20 protein-coding genes and 1 pseudogene are annotated in these 20,743 nt (G+C 57.2%); 9 read left to right on the plus strand and 12 right to left on the minus strand.

Translation table 11 applies throughout. From position 1 onward, the window contains the following. Window positions 1–88: 88 nt before the first annotated feature. On the plus strand, window positions 89–628 hold the full coding sequence (locus ACOTZB_RS18985; protein WP_421628167.1) for an isochorismatase family protein: 540 nt from the start codon (window positions 89–91) through the stop codon (window positions 626–628). Continuing rightward, window positions 628–1,548, plus strand: a complete 921-nt coding sequence (locus ACOTZB_RS18990) for a GlxA family transcriptional regulator (protein WP_421628169.1) — start codon at window positions 628–630, stop codon at window positions 1,546–1,548. The genes ACOTZB_RS18985 and ACOTZB_RS18990 overlap by 1 nt, the downstream gene beginning before the upstream one ends. On the opposite strand, the gene ACOTZB_RS18995 is transcribed toward ACOTZB_RS18990, so the two are convergent. Continuing rightward, window positions 1,541–2,536: an acyltransferase gene (locus ACOTZB_RS18995; RefSeq protein ID WP_421628171.1), complete on the minus strand. Its 996-nt coding sequence runs from the start codon at window positions 2,534–2,536 to the stop codon at window positions 1,541–1,543. The genes ACOTZB_RS18990 and ACOTZB_RS18995 overlap by 8 nt on opposite strands. Window positions 2,537–2,719: 183 nt before the next feature. Here ACOTZB_RS18995 and ACOTZB_RS19000 point away from each other — a divergent pair, with 183 nt between their 5' ends. The 3 genes from ACOTZB_RS19000 (at window position 2,720) to glyS (ending at window position 6,177) form a co-directional block, all read left to right on the plus strand. Beyond that, window positions 2,720–3,025 (plus strand): YsaB family lipoprotein, encoded by a 306-nt coding sequence (locus tag ACOTZB_RS19000; protein WP_193805470.1) that lies wholly within the window; start codon window positions 2,720–2,722, stop codon window positions 3,023–3,025. Between the two features lie 161 nt (window positions 3,026–3,186). Next, on the plus strand, window positions 3,187–4,098 hold the full coding sequence (gene glyQ, locus ACOTZB_RS19005) for a glycine--tRNA ligase subunit alpha (RefSeq protein ID WP_003860141.1): 912 nt from the start codon (window positions 3,187–3,189) through the stop codon (window positions 4,096–4,098). A 9-nt stretch (window positions 4,099–4,107) separates the two neighbouring features. Further along, on the plus strand, window positions 4,108–6,177 hold the full coding sequence (gene glyS, locus ACOTZB_RS19010) for a glycine--tRNA ligase subunit beta (protein WP_126330509.1): 2,070 nt from the start codon (window positions 4,108–4,110) through the stop codon (window positions 6,175–6,177). Between the two features lie 93 nt (window positions 6,178–6,270). Here glyS and ACOTZB_RS19015 read toward each other — a convergent pair whose 3' ends face one another. Together ACOTZB_RS19015 and ACOTZB_RS19020 are read right to left on the minus strand one after the other, a co-directional pair. Next, entirely contained in the window at window positions 6,271–6,681 is a 411-nt protein-coding gene (locus tag ACOTZB_RS19015; protein ID WP_322626692.1) for a hypothetical protein, read from the minus strand. Then, a pseudogene (locus ACOTZB_RS19020) lies at window positions 6,609–6,788 on the minus strand (hypothetical protein); the annotation flags it as partial. The gene ACOTZB_RS19015 and the pseudogene ACOTZB_RS19020, both read right to left, overlap by 73 nt. An 839-nt stretch (window positions 6,789–7,627) precedes the next feature. On the opposite strand from ACOTZB_RS19020, the gene ACOTZB_RS19025 reads away from it, so the two are divergent. Next, window positions 7,628–9,247, plus strand: a complete 1,620-nt coding sequence (locus ACOTZB_RS19025; protein ID WP_193805473.1) for an ABC-F family ATP-binding cassette domain-containing protein — start codon at window positions 7,628–7,630, stop codon at window positions 9,245–9,247. Between the two features lie 39 nt (window positions 9,248–9,286). Here ACOTZB_RS19025 and ACOTZB_RS19030 read toward each other — a convergent pair whose 3' ends face one another. After that, window positions 9,287–9,574 (minus strand): HTH-type transcriptional regulator, encoded by a 288-nt coding sequence (locus tag ACOTZB_RS19030; protein WP_029740975.1) that lies wholly within the window; start codon window positions 9,572–9,574, stop codon window positions 9,287–9,289. Window positions 9,575–9,905: 331 nt separating this feature from the next. Here ACOTZB_RS19030 and ACOTZB_RS19035 point away from each other — a divergent pair, with 331 nt between their 5' ends. Together ACOTZB_RS19035 and cspE are read left to right on the plus strand one after the other, a co-directional pair. Continuing rightward, window positions 9,906–10,616, plus strand: coding sequence for a DUF3053 domain-containing protein (locus ACOTZB_RS19035; protein ID WP_023309949.1), 711 nt, complete (start codon window positions 9,906–9,908; stop codon window positions 10,614–10,616). 247 nt (window positions 10,617–10,863) lie between these two features. After that, window positions 10,864–11,076 carry a transcription antiterminator/RNA stability regulator CspE gene (gene cspE / locus ACOTZB_RS19040; protein ID WP_003860775.1) on the plus strand — a complete coding sequence of 71 codons (213 nt, stop codon included), beginning with the start codon at window positions 10,864–10,866 and terminating at the stop codon, window positions 11,074–11,076. 58 nt (window positions 11,077–11,134) lie between these two features. Here cspE and ghrB read toward each other — a convergent pair whose 3' ends face one another. The 6 genes from ghrB to ACOTZB_RS19070 form a co-directional block, all read right to left on the minus strand. Beyond that, entirely contained in the window at window positions 11,135–12,109 is a 975-nt protein-coding gene (gene ghrB / locus ACOTZB_RS19045; protein WP_193805474.1) for a glyoxylate/hydroxypyruvate reductase GhrB, read from the minus strand. Between the two features lie 26 nt (window positions 12,110–12,135). Further along, window positions 12,136–13,416, minus strand: coding sequence for an MFS transporter (locus ACOTZB_RS19050; RefSeq protein WP_023309951.1), 1,281 nt, complete (start codon window positions 13,414–13,416; stop codon window positions 12,136–12,138). 117 nt (window positions 13,417–13,533) lie between these two features. Continuing rightward, on the minus strand, window positions 13,534–14,472 hold the full coding sequence (locus ACOTZB_RS19055; RefSeq protein WP_421628174.1) for a sugar kinase: 939 nt from the start codon (window positions 14,470–14,472) through the stop codon (window positions 13,534–13,536). Between the two features lie 3 nt (window positions 14,473–14,475). Continuing rightward, entirely contained in the window at window positions 14,476–15,225 is a 750-nt protein-coding gene (locus ACOTZB_RS19060) for a sugar phosphate isomerase/epimerase family protein (RefSeq protein WP_193805476.1), read from the minus strand. A gap of 103 nt (window positions 15,226–15,328) precedes the next feature. After that, on the minus strand, window positions 15,329–16,345 hold the full coding sequence (locus ACOTZB_RS19065; RefSeq protein ID WP_421628176.1) for a LacI family DNA-binding transcriptional regulator: 1,017 nt from the start codon (window positions 16,343–16,345) through the stop codon (window positions 15,329–15,331). 180 nt (window positions 16,346–16,525) lie between these two features. Further along, entirely contained in the window at window positions 16,526–17,188 is a 663-nt protein-coding gene (locus ACOTZB_RS19070) for an OmpA family lipoprotein (RefSeq protein WP_008502762.1), read from the minus strand. A gap of 211 nt (window positions 17,189–17,399) precedes the next feature. Here ACOTZB_RS19070 and ACOTZB_RS19075 point away from each other — a divergent pair, with 211 nt between their 5' ends. Continuing rightward, entirely contained in the window at window positions 17,400–19,679 is a 2,280-nt protein-coding gene (locus ACOTZB_RS19075; RefSeq protein WP_265575933.1) for a molybdopterin guanine dinucleotide-containing S/N-oxide reductase, read from the plus strand. Here ACOTZB_RS19075 and ACOTZB_RS19080 read toward each other — a convergent pair. Both ACOTZB_RS19080 and tag read right to left on the minus strand, forming a co-directional pair. Further along, window positions 19,642–20,088 (minus strand): N-acetyltransferase, encoded by a 447-nt coding sequence (locus ACOTZB_RS19080; RefSeq protein ID WP_032661790.1) that lies wholly within the window; start codon window positions 20,086–20,088, stop codon window positions 19,642–19,644. The genes ACOTZB_RS19075 and ACOTZB_RS19080 overlap by 38 nt on opposite strands. After that, window positions 20,066–20,647, minus strand: coding sequence for a DNA-3-methyladenine glycosylase I (gene tag, locus ACOTZB_RS19085; protein ID WP_029741572.1), 582 nt, complete (start codon window positions 20,645–20,647; stop codon window positions 20,066–20,068). Before tag ends, ACOTZB_RS19080 begins: the two co-directional genes overlap by 23 nt. Window positions 20,648–20,743 lie beyond the last annotated feature (96 nt).

The raw sequence follows: 20,743 nt of genomic DNA on the forward strand, positions 1-20,743 counted from the left end.
AGAGGCACGAGGATGTCCTTTTTTGGTCTGTGCGTGCCTTCATTTCCTTGCCAGTATGGTGTCACACCCACTGGCGAGGAGATCCATCATGTCACGCACTGCATTAATCAACATTGATACTCAGCAGTCATTTCATCATCGCAATTACTGGCAGGAAAGCGAGATCCCAGCCTTTCAGCAGGCGATGCTGGGGCTGATTGAAGGCTGCCAGGCGCGCAATATTCCGGTCGTTGATATTTTCCATGTGGATGAAGATGGCCCCTTCACGCTGCAAAGCGGCTTTGTCAAACCGATGGCCTTTTTGCGTCATCAGCCGGATGTGGTTTTCCAGAAACACGTCCATAATGCCTTCACGGATACCGGGCTTGACCGCTGGCTGCGCGAGCGTGATATCAACCAGCTGATTATCTGCGGCATTCGTACTGAACAATGCTGTGAAACCACCGCCCGGGTGGCATCCGATCTGGGTTATGCTGTGACCTTTGTTAGTGAGGCAACGCTGACGTTTCCCATGACGTACAAGGGGATAACCCTTAGCGCAGCGGAAATTCGCCATCGTACCGAGACGGTGCTGACCGGGCGTTTTGCCGAGATTAAAACGGTAGCGGAGACGCTGGAGTCATTGTAATGCGCATCGACGTCTGGTTCGTGATGTTGCCCGGGGTGCTGTCATTAGACATGACCGGACCGGCAGAGACCTTTGTGCTCGCAGGCGACGCGTTTCGCCTGCATTACATTGGCCCGCAATCTGAGGTTCCGACGTCCATTGGCCTGACGATGAGCGGCATCCAGCCGCTGCCGGATCGTCTCCCGGAAGGCAGCCTGCTGGTGCTGCCGGGTGTGAGCGACTCCCGCAGTCAGTTTTCAACGCCACAGGCGCAGCAGATCCAGCACTGGCTGATGCGCCTGCAGCCGCAGATCCAGCGCCAGGAAATCACCGTGATGTGCGTCTGTTCAGGGGCCTTACTGGCGGCGAAATCGGGCCTGCTGAACAACCGACAGTGCACGACCCATCATGACGTTATTAGCCGTTTACGCACCGCGACCCCCACGGCGACGATTAAAGAAAACCGCATCTTTGTGCAGGATGAGAACATCTGGACCAGCGCAGGGATCACTTCTGGCATCGATCTGGCGCTGCACATGATTAACCGCCTGTGCGGCCCCGAAAAGGCGCTGACCGTAGCGCGTGAGATGGTGGTCTGGTTCCGCCGTTCCGGTGACGATCCCCAGCTATCCCCGTGGCTGCGCTACCGCAATCATCTTCATCCGGCGATCCATCGGGCGCAGGATGCGCTCACCGCCGAGCCGCAAAAAACGTGGAGCTTGCCTGACATTGCCGCGCTGGCGCACGTCAGCCCGCGTCATCTCACCCGGCTTTTCCAGTCATATTTAGGGATTAGCGTTCGCGATTATTTGGAACAGCTGCGTCTGGCGGTGGCGGAGCAGTGGCTATTGCAGGGGCGCGGCGTGGAGCAGGCTTCACTGGCGGCAGGGTTTTCCTCCCCGCGCCAGTACCATCGCGCCCGGCAGCGCAGCGTTAGCTGACGAAGCGGCGAACGTCTATTTTTTGCAGCAGCATCGACAGCAGCAGGCTGATCGCCAGCGTGGCGGCAAAAATCCAGACCATATCCAGCACCGGCCAGCTTTTTAGCTCAACGCCTCTCGTGCGCAGCGCGTGGATCACCAGCGCGTGAAAACCGTAAATCCCGAGAGAGTGCCGCGAGATAAGACTCAGCACGGGCAGGGCGCGCGCGTTCAGGGTATTTTTGGCGAGCGTGAGCAGCGAAACGGCACAGATAAAGACCATCGGCCCGCAATAGAGATACCAGGTATCGGCAAAATTGCCGCGCCACTGCAGCTCGTGCAGCGTCCCGCGTGAAATCACCGCCACGCCAGCGATAAACAGCGCCCCGCAGAGCCAGTTCAGCCCGCGTTTTTGCGTGTCCATCATCCCGATGGCGCGCCCCAGCATGCCGTAAAGCACGTAGTAAAAAGTATCCCCGTTGATATAGAGATTGATCGGCAACCACTCAAATCCGTCGATTTTCTGTGAGAGCGTATTCGGGTTGGCGACAATGCCAATCACCACCACCAGGGCCAGAAGCATTTTCCCGCTGACGTGTTTTACCTGGATGAGCGGGGAGACCAGATAGATAACGATAATGGCGAAGAAGAACCACAGGTGGTAGAACACCGGTTTTTGCAGCACGTATTTCAGCGATAGCCCGGCGTTAATGGAGGTGAACAGGGTGATATAGAGCAGGGCAACGGCGCTGTAGAATCCCAGGCAGGCCGCTATGCGGATAAAATGCCTCGGCTGCGCGCTGCGCTCGCCAAAAAAGAGAAAGCCGGAAATCATAAAGAATAACGGCACGCTGACGCGTGACGCAGAGTTGAGAATATTGGCGATATCCCAGTTAACGGGGCTGATGCTGTGGGCATTCGTGACGTACCAGGTCGTCGTGTGGATCATGACCACCATCAGACACGCTATTCCTCGCAGGTTATCAATCCAGTTAATTTTTGACTGCATCGGTTCCTCGTATTCCCTGTAAATTGAGTGTGACTGCCATTGTCCAAAAGTCTTCGCTTGGAAAATTCTGAGTTTTATTCCGCAGGCTTGTAGGGAGGCCGCGAGATTCGCAGAATGCCGGACCGTAATCTATAAAAGCTTTGATACTAAAAATAACAGCCACTGACCAGGGCGGTAATAAAAATGATGATGAAGCGTGTGGCGTCACTCTTTCTGCTGGTGATCCTGGCGGGATGCAGCGCGTCGCAAGAAGCACCTGTGCAAAAAGCGCAGCAGGGTAAAATGAGCCCGGAACGTTCACTGAATATGGAAGCGCTCTGTAAAGATCGCGCCGCTCGCCGCTATAACTCGGACGTGCAGAAAATTGATGTCACCGGGTTTGAGCGTTTTCAGGGAAGCTATGAGCTGCGGGGGCATACGTCGCGCAAAGAGGGCTTTGTCTGCTCGTTTGATGCGGACGGTCAGTTTTTACACCTCTCCATGCGCTAGCCTGCTCGTATAATCAACAGCCAGACGCCGTCAGCGTTCTGGCCGGAAGGCTTATTTCCCCAATTTTCCCTAAACAACCCCGTTTCGTACTGTATATCTTGCAGCCAGCGGGTATACTGGTCCCTTCCATTTAAAACCACACGTATCCAGCACGAAATACTATGCAAAAGTTTGATACCAAGACCTTCCAGGGCCTGATCCTGACCTTACAGGATTACTGGGCTCGTCAGGGCTGTACCATTGTTCAACCTTTGGACATGGAAGTCGGCGCCGGCACTTCACACCCGATGACCAGCCTGCGCGCGTTGGGGCCTGAGCCGATGGCGACCGCGTATGTGCAGCCTTCCCGTCGTCCGACCGATGGTCGTTACGGTGAGAACCCGAACCGTCTGCAGCATTACTATCAGTTCCAGGTGGTGATTAAGCCATCACCCGACAACATTCAGGAACTGTACCTCGGGTCGCTGAAAGAGCTGGGTATGGATCCAACCATCCACGACATCCGTTTCGTGGAAGATAACTGGGAAAACCCAACGCTGGGTGCCTGGGGTCTGGGTTGGGAAGTGTGGCTGAACGGCATGGAAGTGACCCAGTTCACTTACTTCCAGCAGGTTGGCGGTCTGGAATGTAAGCCAATCACCGGTGAAATCACCTACGGTCTGGAACGTCTGGCCATGTACATTCAGGGCGTAGACAGCGTTTACGACCTGGTCTGGAGCGACGGCCCGCTGGGTAAAACCACCTACGGCGACGTGTTCCATCAGAACGAAGTGGAGCAATCCACCTATAACTTCGAATACGCGGACGTGGACTTCCTGTTCACCTGCTTCGAGCAGTATGAGAAAGAAGCGCAGCAGCTGCTGGCGCTGGAGACTCCGCTGCCGCTGCCCGCCTACGAGCGTATTCTGAAGGCCGCCCACAGCTTCAACCTGCTGGACGCCCGCAAAGCTATCTCCGTGACTGAACGTCAGCGCTACATTCTGCGTATTCGTACCCTGACCAAAGCCGTTGCAGAAGCTTACTACGCGTCCCGTGAAGCCCTTGGCTTCCCGATGTGCAACCGAAACAAATAAGAGGCGGCCATGTCTGAGAAAACTTTCCTGGTGGAAATCGGCACCGAAGAGCTGCCACCAAAAGCCCTGCGCAGCCTGGCTGAATCTTTCGCTGCGAACGTGACCGCCGAGCTGGATAACGCTGGCCTGGCACACGGTAAAATTGAGTGGTTTGCCGCACCTCGCCGTCTTGCGCTGAAAGTGGCAAATCTGGCGGCGTCTCAGCCGGATCGCGAAGTCGAAAAACGTGGCCCGGCGATTGCCCAGGCGTTTGACGCGGAAGGCAAGCCGAGCAAAGCGGCTGAAGGCTGGGCGCGCGGCTGCGGCATCACCGTCGATCAGGCCGAGCGTCTGACCACGGATAAAGGCGAGTGGCTGCTGTACCGTGCGCACGTGAAAGGCGAAAGCGCGGAAGCGCTGCTGCCGGACATGATTGCCACTTCTCTGGCGAAGCTGCCGATTCCTAAGCTGATGCGCTGGGGCGCGTCCGACGTGCACTTCGTGCGTCCGGTTCACACCGTGACCCTGCTGCTGGGCGATACCGTTATCCCGGCGACCATTCTGGGCGTGGCGTCCGATCGCGTGATCCGCGGCCACCGCTTCATGGGTGAGCCTGAGTTCACCATCGACAATGCTGACCAGTACCCGCAGATCCTGCTGGAGCGCGGTAAGGTTATTGCCGACTACGAGCAGCGTAAAGCCAAAATTAAAGCGGACGCTGAAGAAGCGGCGCGCCAGATTGGCGGTAACGCAGACCTGAGCGACAGCCTGCTGGAAGAAGTGACCTCTCTGGTTGAATGGCCGGTTGTGCTGACGGCGAAGTTCGAAGAGAAATTCCTGGCCGTTCCGGCTGAAGCGCTGGTGTACACCATGAAGGGTGACCAGAAGTACTTCCCGGTTTACGCCAACGACGGCAAGCTGCTGCCAAACTTCATCTTCGTGGCAAACATCGAATCGAAAGATCCGATCCAGATTATCTCCGGTAACGAGAAAGTCGTTCGTCCGCGTCTGGCGGATGCAGAGTTCTTCTTCAACACCGACCGTAAAAAGCGTCTGGAAGATAACCTCCCGCGCCTGCAGACCGTGCTGTTCCAGCAGCAGCTGGGTACGCTGCGCGACAAGACCGACCGTATTGCGGAGCTGTCCGGCTGGATTGCCCGTGAAATCGGTGCGGACGTCAACCACGCGACTCGCGCGGGCCTGCTGTCCAAGTGCGACCTGATGACCAACATGGTGTTCGAATTTACCGACACCCAGGGCGTGATGGGCATGCACTACGCGCGTCACGATGGCGAAGCGGAAGATGTAGCCGTCGCCCTGAACGAGCAGTATCAGCCGCGCTTTGCGGGTGACGAACTGCCGTCTAACCCGGTTGCCTGCGCCGTGGCGATCGCCGATAAGATGGACACCCTGGCGGGTATCTTCGGTATCGGTCAGCATCCGAAAGGCGACAAAGACCCGTTTGCGCTGCGTCGTGCTGCGCTCGGCGTGCTGCGTATCATCGTTGAGAAGAACCTGAACCTCGATCTGCAGACCCTGACCGAAGAAGCGGTGCGTCTGTACGGCGACAAACTGACTAACGCGAAGGTTGTGGATGACGTGATCGACTTCATGCTCGGTCGTTTCCGAGCGTGGTATCAGGACGAAGGTTACACCGTTGACACCATTCAGGCGGTGCTGGCGCGTCGTCCAACCCGTCCGGCTGATTTCGATGCGCGTATGAAGGCGGTTTCCCACTTCCGTACCCTGGAAGCGGCATCTGCCCTGGCCGCGGCCAACAAGCGTGTATCCAACATTCTGGCGAAATCCGACGAGACGCTGAACGAGCGCGTGAACGCCGCAACCCTGAAAGAGCCGGAAGAGATCGCGCTGGCGATGCAGGTTGTGGTGCTGCGCGACAAGCTCGAGCCTTACTTCGCGGAAGGTCGCTACCAGGAAGCGCTGGTGGAGCTGGCCGAGCTGCGTGACGTGATCGACGCCTTCTTCGAGAAAGTGATGGTGAACGTAGAAGATAAAGAGCTGCGTATTAACCGTCTCTCTATGCTCGATAAACTGCGCGAGCTGTTCCTGCGCGTGGCGGATATTTCGCTGCTGCAGTAATGGGCCCGCTGTTACAAATGCTAAAAACCCGCTTCGGCGGGTTTTTTTATGGGTCTTTTGTAGGCCGGATAAGCGCAGCGCCATCCGGCAGGTTTAGCCGATCGCGATTGTGCCTTCGTCTGTCTGTAGCCAGCGCGGTGCCTTCAGCGTATCGGCAAAGTAGCTGACCAGCCCGCACAGCAAATCTTCCATAACGATTTCAGATTGTCGCGGCAGTGAGCCGTTCATCAGCATCTGCGTAAGCTCCTGACAGTAGCGCCCCAGCTGATCGCATTCGGGTTCGAAAGACGGAACGCGTGACGGGAGTTCCTTCACGGTCAGTCTGGCTTTTAAAGCGTCCGGAACAGGTTCCAGAAGCGTGGGTTGCAGAAGATTCAGACAGGCATAAAGTCTGCCGTAAAGCGCCATTTTTGGGGCGGGTTCTTCGCAATCTACCAGTGCGTCGGTAAAACGTTCGCAGTTATCCGCCAGTTCGGTGAAGTCGGTGGCGTGGTTGAAGGGCAGGGTGAATAAAGAATGAGCTTGGGTTGGGGTAGTAGCCATATTGGCAGCCTCCGATAAGTGATAAAGCTTCCACCACCGGAAATGCTAACTTCGCTGGTGGTGGACTGAACAGAGTTAGCATTACCGGCCTTATCGGATACCGGCGCATCTTTCGATGCCCCTGCTCAGCCCACCATTGAGATGTAGCAAAGCATGCTGCACATAATGTGCCGCCGATAAGATAAGCCAGGATGCTAAACCCGGCACCTGATTTTGCAGGTGCAAGGAGAACTTACTGCTCATCAAAACAGGCGGCAATAGATTTGAGCTATGCCACTGAGGATATTACCATTTCTGGAAAGAGACTCGCAAAATTACCGCAATGAAAAGCATACTGCGGGCAGAGGTCTTACAGCGACGCTATGGTCCGGCTGTAAATCGCTGAGGCGTTTCCTGCAGGCCGGGGCGAGGCGCATGGATGCGCCGAGAGGGCGGGCTTTACAGGGATGTTACCTCCGCCCGTCCCCGATAAGCCGGAAGGAATAAGCCGAAGGTACCGCGTAGCGGCGATTTACCGCCGGGAGCCCGGGTAGCCAGGGTGGTGGCGGCTGAGCCACCCTGGCACGTTCACGGGTATTGTCTTTACAGAGTAGCAAGGAACATAAAGTGAACGGAATGACCACCAGAGCCGTATGCTTCCCCTCACCCCAGCCCTCTCCCTCAAGGGAGAGGGGGCCGTCAGTGCAGACAATATTTGGTGAGGATCCCTCAGCCCAAAGGGAGAGGGAGTACAAATCGCCCAAAATTTAACCTTGAAACCGTCAACACATTACCGCTATCCTTAACGCGTTAACTTTCTCGCGCTGGAGTGCCCCCCAAAAATGAACAAACACGACTGATGAATTTCGACCCTTGCTAAACGCCACCGCGTCTGCAGGGGATGTTTTGATTTCATTCAGGAGTGCTTATGGCTCATTTTGCGCAGTCCCCTTCTTTTATTTTGCATCAGGTCACCTGTCAGTTTCTGACGGGCGATACCCTTTTTGGTCCGCTGAATCTCACGCTGGAACCCTCCCTGTGCGCGCTGGTTGGCCGCAACGGCAGCGGGAAAACGCGTCTGCTGCGTCTGCTGGCGGGGCTGGACGAACCGGCTTCCGGTCATATTGAACGCTTTGGCTCGCATGCCTGGGTGGCGCAGCAGCACGTCATTTCGCCGCAGACGACGCTTGCTGAACTGCTCGGGTATGACGCGATTTTTACGGCGCGTAAGCGCATCGACAGCGGCGATTACCAGCCTGACGATCTGGACACGCTCGACGGCCGCTGGGATGTGGCCGAGCGCCTGAGCGAGGCGTTTATCAATGCGAATCTCCCGCCGTTTGACCCGGATAAACCTGCCGGTGAGCTCAGCGGCGGCGAGCGCATTCGCGCCCTGCTGTGCGGGGCGTTTACGGCTGAGGCGGATTTCATGCTGCTGGACGAACCCACTAACCATCTGGACCGACAGGGCCGGGCGTGGTTCTACGATCAGCTCAGCCGTTTTCAGGGCGGCGTGCTGGTGGCTTCCCATGACCGCGAGCTGCTGGAGCAGGTGCCGCGTATCCTTGAGCTGAGCGCCTCGGGTCTGCGCAGCTACGGCGGGAATTATGCTGATTATCAAACCCAGCGCGATGCCGAACAGCAGGCGGCCCGCGCGTCGCTGGAACATGCTGCAACCGAGCGTAAACGCACTCGGGCACGCATGCAAAAAGAGCATGATGACAGCCAGCGGCGTTCGGCAAAGACATTGCGGACCGTCGATACCCTGAATATCGCGTCGTTCGAGCGGGTCAAATATAAAGGCGCGGCAAAGGAGCGGATCGGCTCCTGGAAAAAACAGCACAGCGAGCAAAATGAAGCCCTGAACGCCGCGGTAAGCAAGGCGCGTGAACGCGTTGAAGAAGATAACCCGGTAATGTTCACCCTGCCGGGGAGTCAGATCCCGGAGGGGAAGCAGGTACTGGTGCTGGAGGATCTGGTGCTGCCGCATGTGCCTGTTCCTCCACTCAACTGGCGGATGGACGGACCGATGCGCGTGGCGTTAAAGGGACCGAACGGCTGCGGAAAATCGACGCTGTTAAAAACCATCCTCGGCGAGATTGCTCCCCGTTCGGGTACCTGTAGGGTTTCCGTCAGCTGCGCTTATCTCGACCAACATCTTTCCCGGCTCGATCTTTCGCAGTCGGTCATGACGCATCTCAACCTGAGTCATACGCCTCTGGAAGAAGGGGTATTGCGAACCCGTCTGGCGCAGCTTCAACTGGGTGCTGACAAAGTTACGCTCCCGCTGGCGGAGCTCAGCGGCGGCGAGCGTCTCAAGGCCGCTCTGGCCTGCGTGCTGTGGCGCGCGGAGGCTACCCAGCTTTTGCTGCTGGATGAACCGACCAACCATCTGGATTTGGCCTCAGTCCAGGCCATTGAAGCGGCACTGGCCGGTTTCCCCGGCGCGCTGCTGGTGGTATCACACGACGAGGCTTTTTTAAGAGGTTTAACGTTAACGCATGAGTGGGTATGGGAAGAGGCGGGCTGGCGTTGCGAGAGCCTTTAAAACACAAGCCCCCGCAGAGGCGGGGGCATTCAATCTTCACTACGCTATCTGTTTGCTGAGTGCAGGGTTGGCCTGAATCAGGCGCATCAGCCTTAACTCGGTTGGGGTGGGTTTCTCACGTTTTGACTCCCACTCCTGCACCATAGCCACGCTGACACCCATCGCTCTGGCGAATTCTTCTGTTTTCAGTCCTGTCCCTTTGCGCAATTGCTCGTATTCTGTAAAGGGATTGGATTTTTGTTGCAGGGTAATCGCCTGCGGTACGTCTTTAAAAATGATCTGTTCCAGGCTGCTCAGCAGCTCAAACTCAGGATCTTTATATTCCATTGAGGACTCCTCTTAAATCTCACATCGTGATCAAGAACATCAGAGAGCCAGTTAAGAATAGTCCCTAATACGAACCCAGGATCGTCACGGGTGTGATTAATCGTGCGATAACGATCGCTTTACGCGATTCAGCGATATGGATAGTTATGCTAATTACCTGATTAGTCATATGTCGGCTTCGGCAGGTATTTTTTTGTAAATGGTAAGAAATAAATCGGCAATAGCCGTTTTGCATGAAAAGAGTATCTTGCAAGGCTGACCTGGACTATCCTTGTCAGCGTCGGGCACGCATGTGCCGGTGTGCGCTTTTTTGGGTGAAAGGAGTAATAAAATGGCGACAGGAAAGTCCTGCTCTCGCTGGTTTGCGCCTATTGCGGCGTTGTTGATGGTTGTTAGCCTGAGTGGGTGTTTTGATAAAGAAGGCGATCAGCGCAAAGCGTTTATCGATTTTCTGCAGAATACAGTGATGCGCAGCGGCGAGCGGTTGCCGACGCTGACTGCGGATCAGAAAAAACAGTTTGGCCCCTTCGTGTCCGATTACGCCATTCTTTATGGTTATTCACAGCAGGTGAGTCAGGCGATGGATTCCGGTATCCGCCCGGTAGTGGATAGCGTGAACGCCATTCGCGTTCCGCAGGATTATATGACGCAGCGCGAACCGCTTCGCCAGTCCAACGGTGCGCTTGGCGTACTGAGCCAGCAGTTGCAGAATGCGAAAATGCAGGCTGACGCGTCACGTTCTGCGCTGAAGCAGGGTGACGATCTCAAACCTGTCTTCGACAAAGTGTACGAGAAAGTGGTGACGAAACCGTCTGAAGCGCTGCAACCGCTGATTCCGGCCGCGCAAATCTTCACGCAGCAGCTGGTTCAGGTGGGTGACTTTATCGCCCAGCAGGATACCCAGGTGAGCTTTGTTGCCAACGGCATTCAGTTCCCGACCTCGCAGCAGGCAAGCCAGTACAATACGCTGATTGGGCCGCTAGCCTCCCAGCATCAGGCCTTTAGCCAGGCCTGGAGTGCCGCAGTCACGGCCACAGAATAAACCGAAAAAACCCCGCTTCTTGCGGGGTTTTTTTATGCATATCGAAAATAACGCTTGTCATTCATCTACCACATCGGTATAACTATCCCCGTCGGTTTGTTACACAGACCTAAAGCAGTTTAGTAAAGCAGTCCAGATTGTTATCCATAGATACCCTTCGTAGTGACCCTTCCTTCATCGCTTAAAAATCTGTAACGCAATCCATCAAGCCGGAAGGCACAATATATTTGTTAATAAGGTAATTTCTATGTCTGCTAAAATGACTGGTCTGGTAAAATGGTTCAACGCTGATAAAGGTTTCGGCTTCATCACTCCTGACGATGGCTCTAAAGATGTGTTCGTACACTTCTCTGCTATCCAGAACGATGGCTACAAATCTCTGGACGAAGGTCAGAAAGTTTCCTTCACCATCGAAAGCGGCGCTAAAGGCCCAGCAGCTGGTAACGTTGTAAGCCTGTAAGCTTCCAACCCAGTAGCACAAAATTCAAAAACCCGCCTTCTGGCGGGTTTTTTCGTTTCTATCGTTGCACCTGCGGGTTCACGCAGTTTATCTCCACCTTTCCGCTAAGAGCGGCGATAAGGTTATCGACCGCAGTGGCCGCCATGTTGTAGCGCGTCTCATGGGTGGCTGAGCCGATGTGCGGCAGCGCAACCACGTTAGGCAGCGAAAGCAGCGGCGAATCCACCGGCAGCGGCTCTTGCTCAAACACGTCCAGACCTGCGGCATGGATCTCACCGTTTTGCAGGGCCTCAATCAGCGCCTTCTCATCCACCACCGGGCCGCGACCCGCGTTGATGAAAATGGCGGATTTCTTCATTTTTTCAAATGCGGATTTGCCAATTAGATGACGCGTTTCGTCCGTCAGCGGCAGTACCAGACAAACAAAGTCTGCTTCCTGCAGCAGGGTATCCAGCTCGCAGTAACGGGCGTTGAAGCGTTCTTCGGCTTCACCGTGATGGCGACGCGCGTTATACAGAATCGGCATGTTAAAACCAAAATGCGCGCGCTGCGCGAGCGCCAGCCCGATACGCCCCATACCGACAATGCCCAGCGTTTTGCCGTGAACGTCCACGCCGAACCAGTCCGGTCCAATGCTTTTTGTCCATTCGCCCGCTTTGACGCGCTCAGCCACTTCCACCACGCGACGGGCCGTGGTGAGCATCAGCGCCATCAGCGTGTCGGCCACGGTTTCCGTCAGGGCATGCGGCGTATGCATCAGCAGGATCTTGCGGGCGTTAAGGGCATCCACGTCGAAGTTGTCGTAACCCACGGAAACGGTAGAGGTAGCACGAAGCTTCGGCATTTTCTCCAGCAGGGCGACATCCACTTTCTCGCTTGAACCCAGCAGGCCTTCGGCGCTGGCGAACGCTTCGGCGTGCTGAGCCACGGTTTCCGGGCTCAGGTTTTTCACCTGCGTGACGGTGAAGTGTTCTTCAAGACGTTTCTGCAGATCTTCCGGCAGTGCTTTGTACAAAATGACGGACGGCTTCATGCTAATCTCCGTTGATTTTTAAGGATTCAGGCGTGGCGTGCGCCAACAGGGTGTTGTTGATTATTAGCAGGCTTAACAATCAGAGTAAGCCACACGGAGGCGAAAAGCGCCACCCCCATAAAGATGTATGATGCGGACGGACTGCCGGTGGCACCGTTCAGGTAGCCGACGAACCAGGAGCCGCAGAACGACCCCAGCGCACCCATGCTGTTAATCAGCGCCATCGCGCCACCCGCAACGTTACGCGGCAGCATTTCCGGGATGATGGCAAAGAACGGACCATACGGGGCATACATGGCGGCACCGGCGACCACCAGCAGGGTATAAGAGGCCCAGAAGTGATTTGCACCCACGGCCCACGAGCCGATAAAGGCAAAAGCAGCGATCAGCAGCAGCGGCCAGACAAACAATTTTCGGTTCTGTAGCTTGTCCGACGCCCAGGAGACGACGATCATGGCGATGGTCGCGGCCAGGTACGGTACGGAAGAGAGCCAGCCCACTTCTACCATGCCGAGGTTCTCGCCGCCGCTGCGGATAATCGACGGCAGCCACAGCACAAAGCCGTACACGCCAATGCTCCAGGTAAAGTACTGCGCGCAGAGCAGGATCACGTTGCGCGAGCGGAAGGCTTCACCGTAGTTGCGTACCGCCTTCAGACCTTGCTGTTCTTTATCCAGCTGCGCCTGCAGCGCCGCTTTTTCATCTTCGGAAAGCCATTTCGCCTGGGCAGGTTTATCTTTTACCAGTACCCACCAGCAGAATGCCCAGATCACTGCCGGCACCCCTTCGATGATAAACATCTCGCGCCAGCCGAAGGACTGGATCAGGTAGCCAGACACCACCGACATCCACAGCACCGTGACCGGGTTACCGAGGATCAGGAAGGTATTCGCGCGCGAGCGTTCAGATTTGGTAAACCAGTTGCTGATGTAGATCAGCATCGCCGGCATGACCGCCGCCTCAACGACACCTAGGATAAAGCGAATGGCGGCCAGGGCAGGAATATTGTTTACCACGCCGGTCAGTGACGCGCAGGCGCCCCACAGGATCAGACAGACGAAGATCAGCTTACGCACGCTGCGGCGTTCTGCATAAATCGCGCCCGGGATCTGGAAGAAGAAGTAGCCCAGGAAGAAAAGGGCACCCAGCAGGGAGGAGATACCTTTGGTGATGCCAAGGTCCTCTGTGATCCCCGCCGCGGACGCGAAGCTGAAGTTGGCACGGTCAAGGTACGCCAGGCTGTACGTGATAAACACGATTGGCATGATGTACCACCAGCGTTTTACTGCATTGGTCGAACTGTTCATAGGCTTGCCTCTGTTGTTGAGGTTGTTACCGCCGTTGTCTGTAGGGTACACGGTGGCTTAATTATTTGGTGTGGCTTGCTGCCCTCACCCTGGCCCTCTCTCACAGGGAGAGGGAATTTAAATGCCGAGCTCTGCTCGCGTTGGTAATCCTTCGCTGTCGCCCTGCACCTGAATGGCCAGCGAGCCAATCTTGTTGCCCCGCGCCACGGCCTGCGGCAGCGTTTTGCCTTCCAGCAGGGCGCTAATCACGCCCACGGCAAAACCGTCGCCCGCGCCGACGGTGTCGACAACGTTCTCAACCTTCACCGCCGCGACCGCGCCCTGTTGGCCGTCGGCCGTCTTAAACCATGCGCCATCGGCGCCGGTCTTCAGCACCACCGCTTTTACCCCTTTATTCAGGTAGAAATCGGCAATGCCTTCCGGCGTGCTTTTGCCGGTCAGGGTCATCCCTTCTTTCAGGCCCGGCAGAACCCAGTCCGCCTGGAACGCCAGACGGTTGAGCTTCTCGACCATTTCCGCTTCGCTTTTCCACAGCACCGGGCGCAGGTTTGGATCGAAAGAGATCGTTTTTCCCTTGGCTTTCAGCGTGGCTGCCGCGTGATCCAGCAGCTCATACGAGGTGGCGGATAGTGCTGCCGCCACGCCGCTCAGGTGCAGATGGCGCGCAGAGGCGAAATAGTCGGCGTGGTAGTCTTCTACAGAGAGGTGGCTTGCCGCCGATCCTTTACGAAAATACTCCACGATGGGATCGGTTCCATTTTCGACTTTAGATTTAAGCTGAAAGCCGGTAGGGAAGCGTCCATCGAGGGTGACGCCTGCGGCATCAATTCCCTCTTTTTTCAGCGAGTCGAGAACGAAATGGCCAAAGCTGTCGTCCCCCACGCGGCTGACCCAGCCGACGTTCAGGCCGAGACGCGCCAGGCCGGTCGCGACGTTTAGCTCTGCGCCTGCGACGCGTTTGATAAAGTGCTCTACCGCGCTCAGCTCGCCCGTTTCGGTGGCGACAAACATCGCCATGGCCTCGCCGATCGTGATGACATCCAGCGTCTTGTGCATGGTTTACTCCTCGCGCAGCAGGTTGACGTAATGGCGGGTAACGGCGGTTAAATCCGTCCCTTCCAGCGGGAACTCGATACCGCGCGGGGCATCAGCAGGCAGCTGGCCGAGCAGATCCAGCCAGCGCGCATCAGCGTGGTCCGGCGCCACGGCGCGGAAGTTATCTTTATGCGGCACGGCGGCTTTCACGTGGATATAGCTCACCGCAGGGGCAAGGTGACGGGCGGCCTCTTCGGGGGAGTCACCGACCCACAGCCAGTTGCCCATGTCGAAGGTCAGCGTGATGGGTAAAGCCATTTCCCGACAGGCGGCCTGGAAGCGCTGCATAGGCGCGAGCTGTCCGCAGTCGGTCTGATCGTTCTCCACGACCAGCGCCATGCCGCTTGCGTTCAGCAGGCTACGCAGGGTGTCGAGAGGCTGCACATCGCGGAAATGGCCCAGGGAAACCTTCAGCCACAGGGCGTTCAGGGTGCTGGCCTCAGAGAGATAGCGGGTCAGGTCCGGGTTGAGGGTGCCGTCGGGCATAAACAGGGCGGCGGGGGCGGAGTAGCACGCCAGCAGGCCCAGCAGCTCAATGGATTCGCCCAGCGCAGGCAGCGTCAGCAGCTCTTCGCTGCTGAAAAGTTCCCGGCGGATCTCCACGCCGTCTGCCCCCGCGCCTGCAATAACGGGAAGCATTGCCCGCTGGCCGCCTGCCTGTCGCACCTGTTCCGCACCGTACGCGGCGGTGACCACCATAATTTTCCTGCCCATCTTCGGACTCCATCGCAACATATCAATACTATTACGCTAGATGGAACCGGTTCCAAAGAAAAGGTCAGGATGTCGAATTTATGATCGGTATCACAAGGGAAAATTAACGCACAGTGGAGCCGCGAACGATCAGCTCTCCGGAGAAGACCTGCTCGCGAACGGCATCGCTGGTGCCTTCAATGCGACGAACCACTTGTTCAACAGCAGCATAGCCAATCTGCCAGGTGGGTTGTTTGAGTGTGGTGATGCCGACGCCAGCCAGCTCCGCCCACTCCAGTTCATCAAACCCCAGCAGACCGATATCGCTGCCCCAGTGCAGGCCAATGCGCTTGAGCGAGCGGGCGACCTGAAGCGTCAGCGCCCCGTTGGCGGAGATAACGGCTTTGCGCATCCCGCGACGGCGCGTGTGGAACTGGCGCAGGGTGTTGTCGAGCTGGTCGGCTTCGTGAAGCGGCGTTTCGGCATTTTCGGCGATCACGCCGGGATATCGCTCCAGCGTGGCGCGAAATGCGCTAAGACGCTCGCGACGGGTATTGACCATCCCTAGCGGTTCACTCAGAAACAGAATGGCCTCGAAACCCTGTTCGATCAGATGTTCGGTGGCGGTCGTGGCGGCCTGGGTGTTATCCAGCCCGACCACATCGCAGGCAAATTCCGGGATTTTACGGTCGATGAGGACCATAGGCAGAGAGGACTGCTGCAGGCGGTTTAAACCCTCTTCCCGCATGCCCACCGCGTTCACCACGATCCCTTCGACCTGATAGCTGCGCAGCAGATCGAGGTAATGCAGCTCCTGGTCGACTTCGTTGTTGGTATTACAGACCAGCGGCGTGAAACCTTTCTCGCGACAGGCGGCTTCAATACCGCTGAGCACGTTAACGGAATAGGGGTTGGTGATATCGGCGATGATTAGCCCGATAAGGCGGGTGCGGCCGCGTTTGAGCCCCCGCGCCATGAGGCTGGGACGGTAGTCGAGATCGGCAATGGCCTGTTCAATACGCGCCAGCAATGCGTCGGACAGCAGGTGTTTCTCGCCGTTGAGGTAGCGCGAAATGCTGGTTTTACCGGTTTTGGCGGCTTTCGCCACGTCGCTGATGGTGGCCCGGGCTGGTTTGCTCATCGCTGATTTCCCTGAATTTAGTGAGAATACCTTAACGGGAAAATCAGACGAATCAAGTAATTTGCCCGGTGGCGCTGCGCTTACCGGAGGGTGCGGTCTGGTGCCCTCACCCCAACCCTCTCCCACGGGAGAGGGTGCAACCACTAAAAACGGCAACGAGCGTTGCCGTTTTGCTTTTACCTACTGAATTGGGCTTAACGTAATCTCAACGCGGCGGTTCTGCGCTTTGCCTTCCGCCGTGCTGTTGCTGGCGATAGGGTTGGCAGGGCCCATGCCGCTGGTGCGGATACGGTTCGCTTCAACACCCTGGGTAATCAGCGAGCTGGCCACGGAATCGGCGCGCTGCTGAGACAGACGCATGTTCAGATCCTGGCTGCCGGTACTGTCGGTATAGCCAATCACGTTAACGGCGGTTTTATTGTACTCTTTCAGCACCATCGCCACGCCGGTCAGGGTGTTTGCGCCTGCTGGTTTCAGCGTTGCGCTGCTGCTATCGAAGGTCACGTTGTTCGGCATATTCAGGATGATGTTATCGCCGCTGCGCGTCACGCTCACGCCGGTTCCCTTCATTTTGTCGCGCAGCTTCGCTTCCTGCACGTCCATGTAATAGCCAACGCCGCCGCCCAGTGCCGCACCCGCCGCGGCGCCAATCAGCGCGCCTTTACCGCGGTCTTTCTTGGAGGAGGAGAGCGCCCCAACGCCTGCGCCGACCAGCGAGCCGATACCCGCGCCAATGCCGGATTTACCCGCTTCACGCTCACCGGTGTAAGGGTTAGTTGTGCAGCCAGAAACAGCCAGTGCACCGCTCACCAGAGCGGCAATAACGAGTACGCGTTTTTTCATCTTCTTTCCTTAATCCTTTTTATTCTTTGCCACGGCGAGCGTGGCAGTTGATTATGACGTCCAGATACGGAGAAAATTCCGGGTATAACTCTGAAATTTGTGACAAACCATAAACTGCCTCAGAAAGAAGGCCGTAAACCTGCACGCAACCAGGAGCGCACGCTTGAGCACCTCAACGAAAACCATTCTGACCGCCGCCCACTGGGGGCCGATGCTGGTCGAAACCGATGGCGAAAATGTTCTGTCGTCCCGCGGGGCACTGCCAACCCAACATCCCAACTCGTTACAGACCGTCGTTCGCGATCAGGTGCACAGCAAAACGCGCGTGCGCTGGCCGATGGTGCGTAAAGGTTTTCTGGCCTCGCCGGATAAACCGCAGGGGATCCGCGGTCAGGATGAGTTTGTTCGCGTGAGCTGGGATGACGCGCTGGCGCTGATCCACGCCCAGCATAAGCGCATCCGCGACAGCTACGGTCCGTCGTCCATTTTCGCCGGGTCCTATGGCTGGCGTTCGAACGGCGTGCTGCACAAGGCCTCGACGCTGCTGCAGCGCTACATGAGCCTGGCGGGAGGCTATACCGGCCATCTGGGGGATTACTCCACCGGCGCGGCGCAGGCGATCATGCCGTACGTCGTGGGGGGGAACGAAGTGTACCAGCAGCAGACCAGCTGGCCGCTGGTGCTGGCACATACCGACGTGGTGGTGCTCTGGAGCGCTAACCCCCTCAACACGCTGAAAATTGCCTGGAACGCCAGCGACGAGCAGGGCATCGGGTATTTCGACGCGCTGCGCAAAAGCGGCAAGCGCATCATCTGCATTGACCCTATGCGCTCTGAAACCATGGATTTCTTCGGCGACAGCGCCGAGTGGATTGCCCCGCATATGGGCACCGACGTGGCGATGATGCTGGGGATTGCTCATACGCTGGTAGAAAACGGCTGGCACGATGTCGAATTCCTGACGCGCTGTACCACCGGCTTCGATAAATTCGCCGACTACCTGACGGGCCAATCCGATGGGGTAGCAAAAACGGCAGAGTGGGCGGCAGATATTTGCGGCGTACCTGCGGAGAAAATCCGCGAGCTGGCGGCGTTGTTTCATAAAAATACCACGATGTTGATGTCCGGCTGGGGAATGCAGCGTCAGCAGTTTGGTGAGCAAAAACACTGGATGCTGGTGACCCTTGCCGCGATGCTTGGGCAGATCGGCACGCCGGGCGGCGGTTTTGGTCTCTCCTATCACTTCGCGAACGGCGGTAACCCGACGCGTAAAGCGGCGGTGCTGGCGTCTTTGCAAGGCTCGGTACAGGGCGGCGTGGATGCGGTAGATAAAATCCCGGTGGCGCGGATCGTTGAAGCTCTGGAAAACCCCGGCGGGTTTTATCAGCACAACGGCCTGGACCGCCACTTCCCGGACATTAAATTTGTTTGGTGGGCGGGCGGATCGAACTTCACGCACCATCAGGATACCAACCGCCTGATCCGCGCCTGGCAAAAGCCGGAGCTGGTGGTGATTTCCGAGTGCTTCTGGACCGGCTCTGCCAAACACGCCGACATCGTGCTCCCGGCGACCACCTCGTTTGAGCGTAACGATCTCACCATGACCGGCGACTACAGCAACCAGCATATGGTCCCGATGAAGCGCGTAGTGGCCCCGCGAGACGAAGCACGGGATGATTTTGACGTGTTCGCTGAACTGAGCGAGCTGTGGGAAGCGGGCGGTCGCGAGCGTTTTACCGAGGGGAAAAGCGATCTGCAATGGCTGGAGAGCTTCTACCAGATTGCCGGCCAGCGCGGCGCGGCGCAGGGCGTGACGCTTCCGCCATTTGCTGAGTTTTGGGAGGCGAACCAGATCGTCGAGATGCCGGAGAGCGAACAGAACGCAAAGTTTGTCCGTTTCGCCGATTTCCGCCGCGACCCGGAGAGCCACCCGCTGAAAACCGAGAGCGGAAAGATCGTGATCCACAGCGAGCGCATCGCCAGCTTTGGCTATGCCGACTGCCCGCCACACCCGATGTGGCTCGAGCCGGACGAATGGCACGGCAACGCCCAGCCGGATCAGCTGCAGGTGTTGTCTGCGCATCCCGCGCACCGTCTGCACAGCCAGCTTAACTATACGTCCCTGCGCGAGCAGTATGCGGTCGCCGGGCGAGAGCCGATCACGCTGAATACCCTCGATGCGAAAGCGCGCGGGATTGAGGACGGCGACGTGGTGCGCGTCTGGAACTCGCGCGGGCAGGTGCTGGCAGGGGCGGTAGTGAGCGACGGAATTAAACCGGGCGTGATCTGCATTCATCAGGGCGCATGGCCCGACCTTGAGCCCGCCGAGGGAGGGATCTGTAAAAACGGGGCGGTTAACGTGCTGACCAAAGATCTCCCCAGCTCGAAGCTGGGGAATGGCTGCGCAGGGAACACGGCGCTGGCCTGGGTAGAGAAATATCAAGGCCCCGAGCTTACCTTAACGGCGTTTGATCCGCCTGCCAGCTCATGATCCACGTCGGGTGCTGAGTGTCATCCTGCCAGGCGCTGTCTTCAATGCGAAAGCCCTGAGCATGGTAGAAATTCACCGCCCGCACATTTTTCTGATATACCTCCAGCGTTAAATGCGGGAAGCGCTGTTGAACATGGTTCAGCAGCGCGCGCCCGATGCCTTTCCCGATGCATGACGGTGCGACAAACAGCGCGCCGACAAACTGAGACTGCATCACGCTGATAAATCCGTATGGCTCGCCATCCTGTTCCCAGACCCAGGTTTCCGCCGACGGCAGATAAACGTCCCGCACCATGGCCTCGTTCTCTTTCCAGTAACCCGGCTCGATAAACGGATGCGCTTCCGTGGTGCTTTCAAGCCACAGGCTCAAAAGCGGCGCGGTATTCTCACTTTGCCATTTGCGGATCATGATGGCCTCCCGGATGACAGAAGCAGCCGGTAACGTGGTCGTTGACCAGGCCACAGGCCTGCATAAAGGCGTAGCAGATGGTGGAGCCGACAAACTTAAAGCCGCGTTTTTTCAGGGCCTTCGAGAGCGCATCTGAGGCCGGGGTAGAGGCCGGGATTTCCGCGAGCGTGGCGGCCCGGGTGACCTGCGGATCGTTGTTCACAAACGTCCAGACAAAATCTGAGAACGATTCGCCGTTTTGTTCCATCGCCAGGTAAGCGCGTGCGTTACCGATGATGGCCTGGATCTTACCGCGATGACGGATGATGCCGGCGTCCTGCACCAGGCGTTCCACATCTTCATCGGTCATCGCGGCGACGGCGACAGGATCGAACTGATGGAAGGCGTTGCGGTAGTTTTCGCGTTTCTTCAGCACCGTAATCCATGACAACCCCGCCTGCTGGCCCTCCAGGCAGATCATCTCGAAGAGTTTTTTGCCATCTGTTTCCGGTACGCCCCATTCCCGATCGTGATAGTCGATATAAAGCTGATCCTGGCTCACCCAACCGCAACGTTCCATCCGTCATCTCCCTTATTGATACTGATTTCGCAAATATTTCGTTCTGACTGGCTTGACGTGTTTACTATAAAGACAATAGTTAATACAAGGGCTATA

Source organism: Enterobacter cloacae complex sp. SHL020 (assembly GCF_049236945.1).
GTDB classification, from domain to species: Bacteria; Pseudomonadota; Gammaproteobacteria; order Enterobacterales; family Enterobacteriaceae; genus Enterobacter; species Enterobacter dykesii.

Coding starts and splice junctions, on each gene's coding strand:
- ACOTZB_RS19000 (WP_193805470.1), top strand. CDS start 2,720: ATGATGATGAAGCGTGTGGCGTCACTCTTTCTGCTGGTGATCCTGGCG.
- ACOTZB_RS19030 (WP_029740975.1), bottom strand. CDS start 9,574: ATGGAATATAAAGATCCTGAGTTTGAGCTGCTGAGCAGCCTGGAACAG.
- ACOTZB_RS19055 (WP_421628174.1), bottom strand. CDS start 14,472: ATGCACAAGACGCTGGATGTCATCACGATCGGCGAGGCCATGGCGATG.
- ACOTZB_RS19080 (WP_032661790.1), bottom strand. CDS start 20,088: ATGATCCGCAAATGGCAAAGTGAGAATACCGCGCCGCTTTTGAGCCTG.
- ACOTZB_RS19070 (WP_008502762.1), bottom strand. CDS start 17,188: ATGAAAAAACGCGTACTCGTTATTGCCGCTCTGGTGAGCGGTGCACTG.
- ACOTZB_RS19075 (WP_265575933.1), top strand. CDS start 17,400: ATGCTGGTCGAAACCGATGGCGAAAATGTTCTGTCGTCCCGCGGGGCA.
- cspE (WP_003860775.1), top strand. CDS start 10,864: ATGTCTGCTAAAATGACTGGTCTGGTAAAATGGTTCAACGCTGATAAA.
- ghrB (WP_193805474.1), bottom strand. CDS start 12,109: ATGAAGCCGTCCGTCATTTTGTACAAAGCACTGCCGGAAGATCTGCAG.
- ACOTZB_RS18985 (WP_421628167.1), top strand. CDS start 89: ATGTCACGCACTGCATTAATCAACATTGATACTCAGCAGTCATTTCAT.
- ACOTZB_RS19025 (WP_193805473.1), top strand. CDS start 7,628: ATGGCTCATTTTGCGCAGTCCCCTTCTTTTATTTTGCATCAGGTCACC.
- glyS (WP_126330509.1), top strand. CDS start 4,108: ATGTCTGAGAAAACTTTCCTGGTGGAAATCGGCACCGAAGAGCTGCCA.
- tag (WP_029741572.1), bottom strand. CDS start 20,647: ATGGAACGTTGCGGTTGGGTGAGCCAGGATCAGCTTTATATCGACTAT.
- ACOTZB_RS18990 (WP_421628169.1), top strand. CDS start 628: ATGCGCATCGACGTCTGGTTCGTGATGTTGCCCGGGGTGCTGTCATTA.
- ACOTZB_RS19060 (WP_193805476.1), bottom strand. CDS start 15,225: ATGGGCAGGAAAATTATGGTGGTCACCGCCGCGTACGGTGCGGAACAG.
- ACOTZB_RS18995 (WP_421628171.1), bottom strand. CDS start 2,536: ATGCAGTCAAAAATTAACTGGATTGATAACCTGCGAGGAATAGCGTGT.
- ACOTZB_RS19065 (WP_421628176.1), bottom strand. CDS start 16,345: ATGAGCAAACCAGCCCGGGCCACCATCAGCGACGTGGCGAAAGCCGCC.
- ACOTZB_RS19035 (WP_023309949.1), top strand. CDS start 9,906: ATGGCGACAGGAAAGTCCTGCTCTCGCTGGTTTGCGCCTATTGCGGCG.
- glyQ (WP_003860141.1), top strand. CDS start 3,187: ATGCAAAAGTTTGATACCAAGACCTTCCAGGGCCTGATCCTGACCTTA.
- ACOTZB_RS19050 (WP_023309951.1), bottom strand. CDS start 13,416: ATGAACAGTTCGACCAATGCAGTAAAACGCTGGTGGTACATCATGCCA.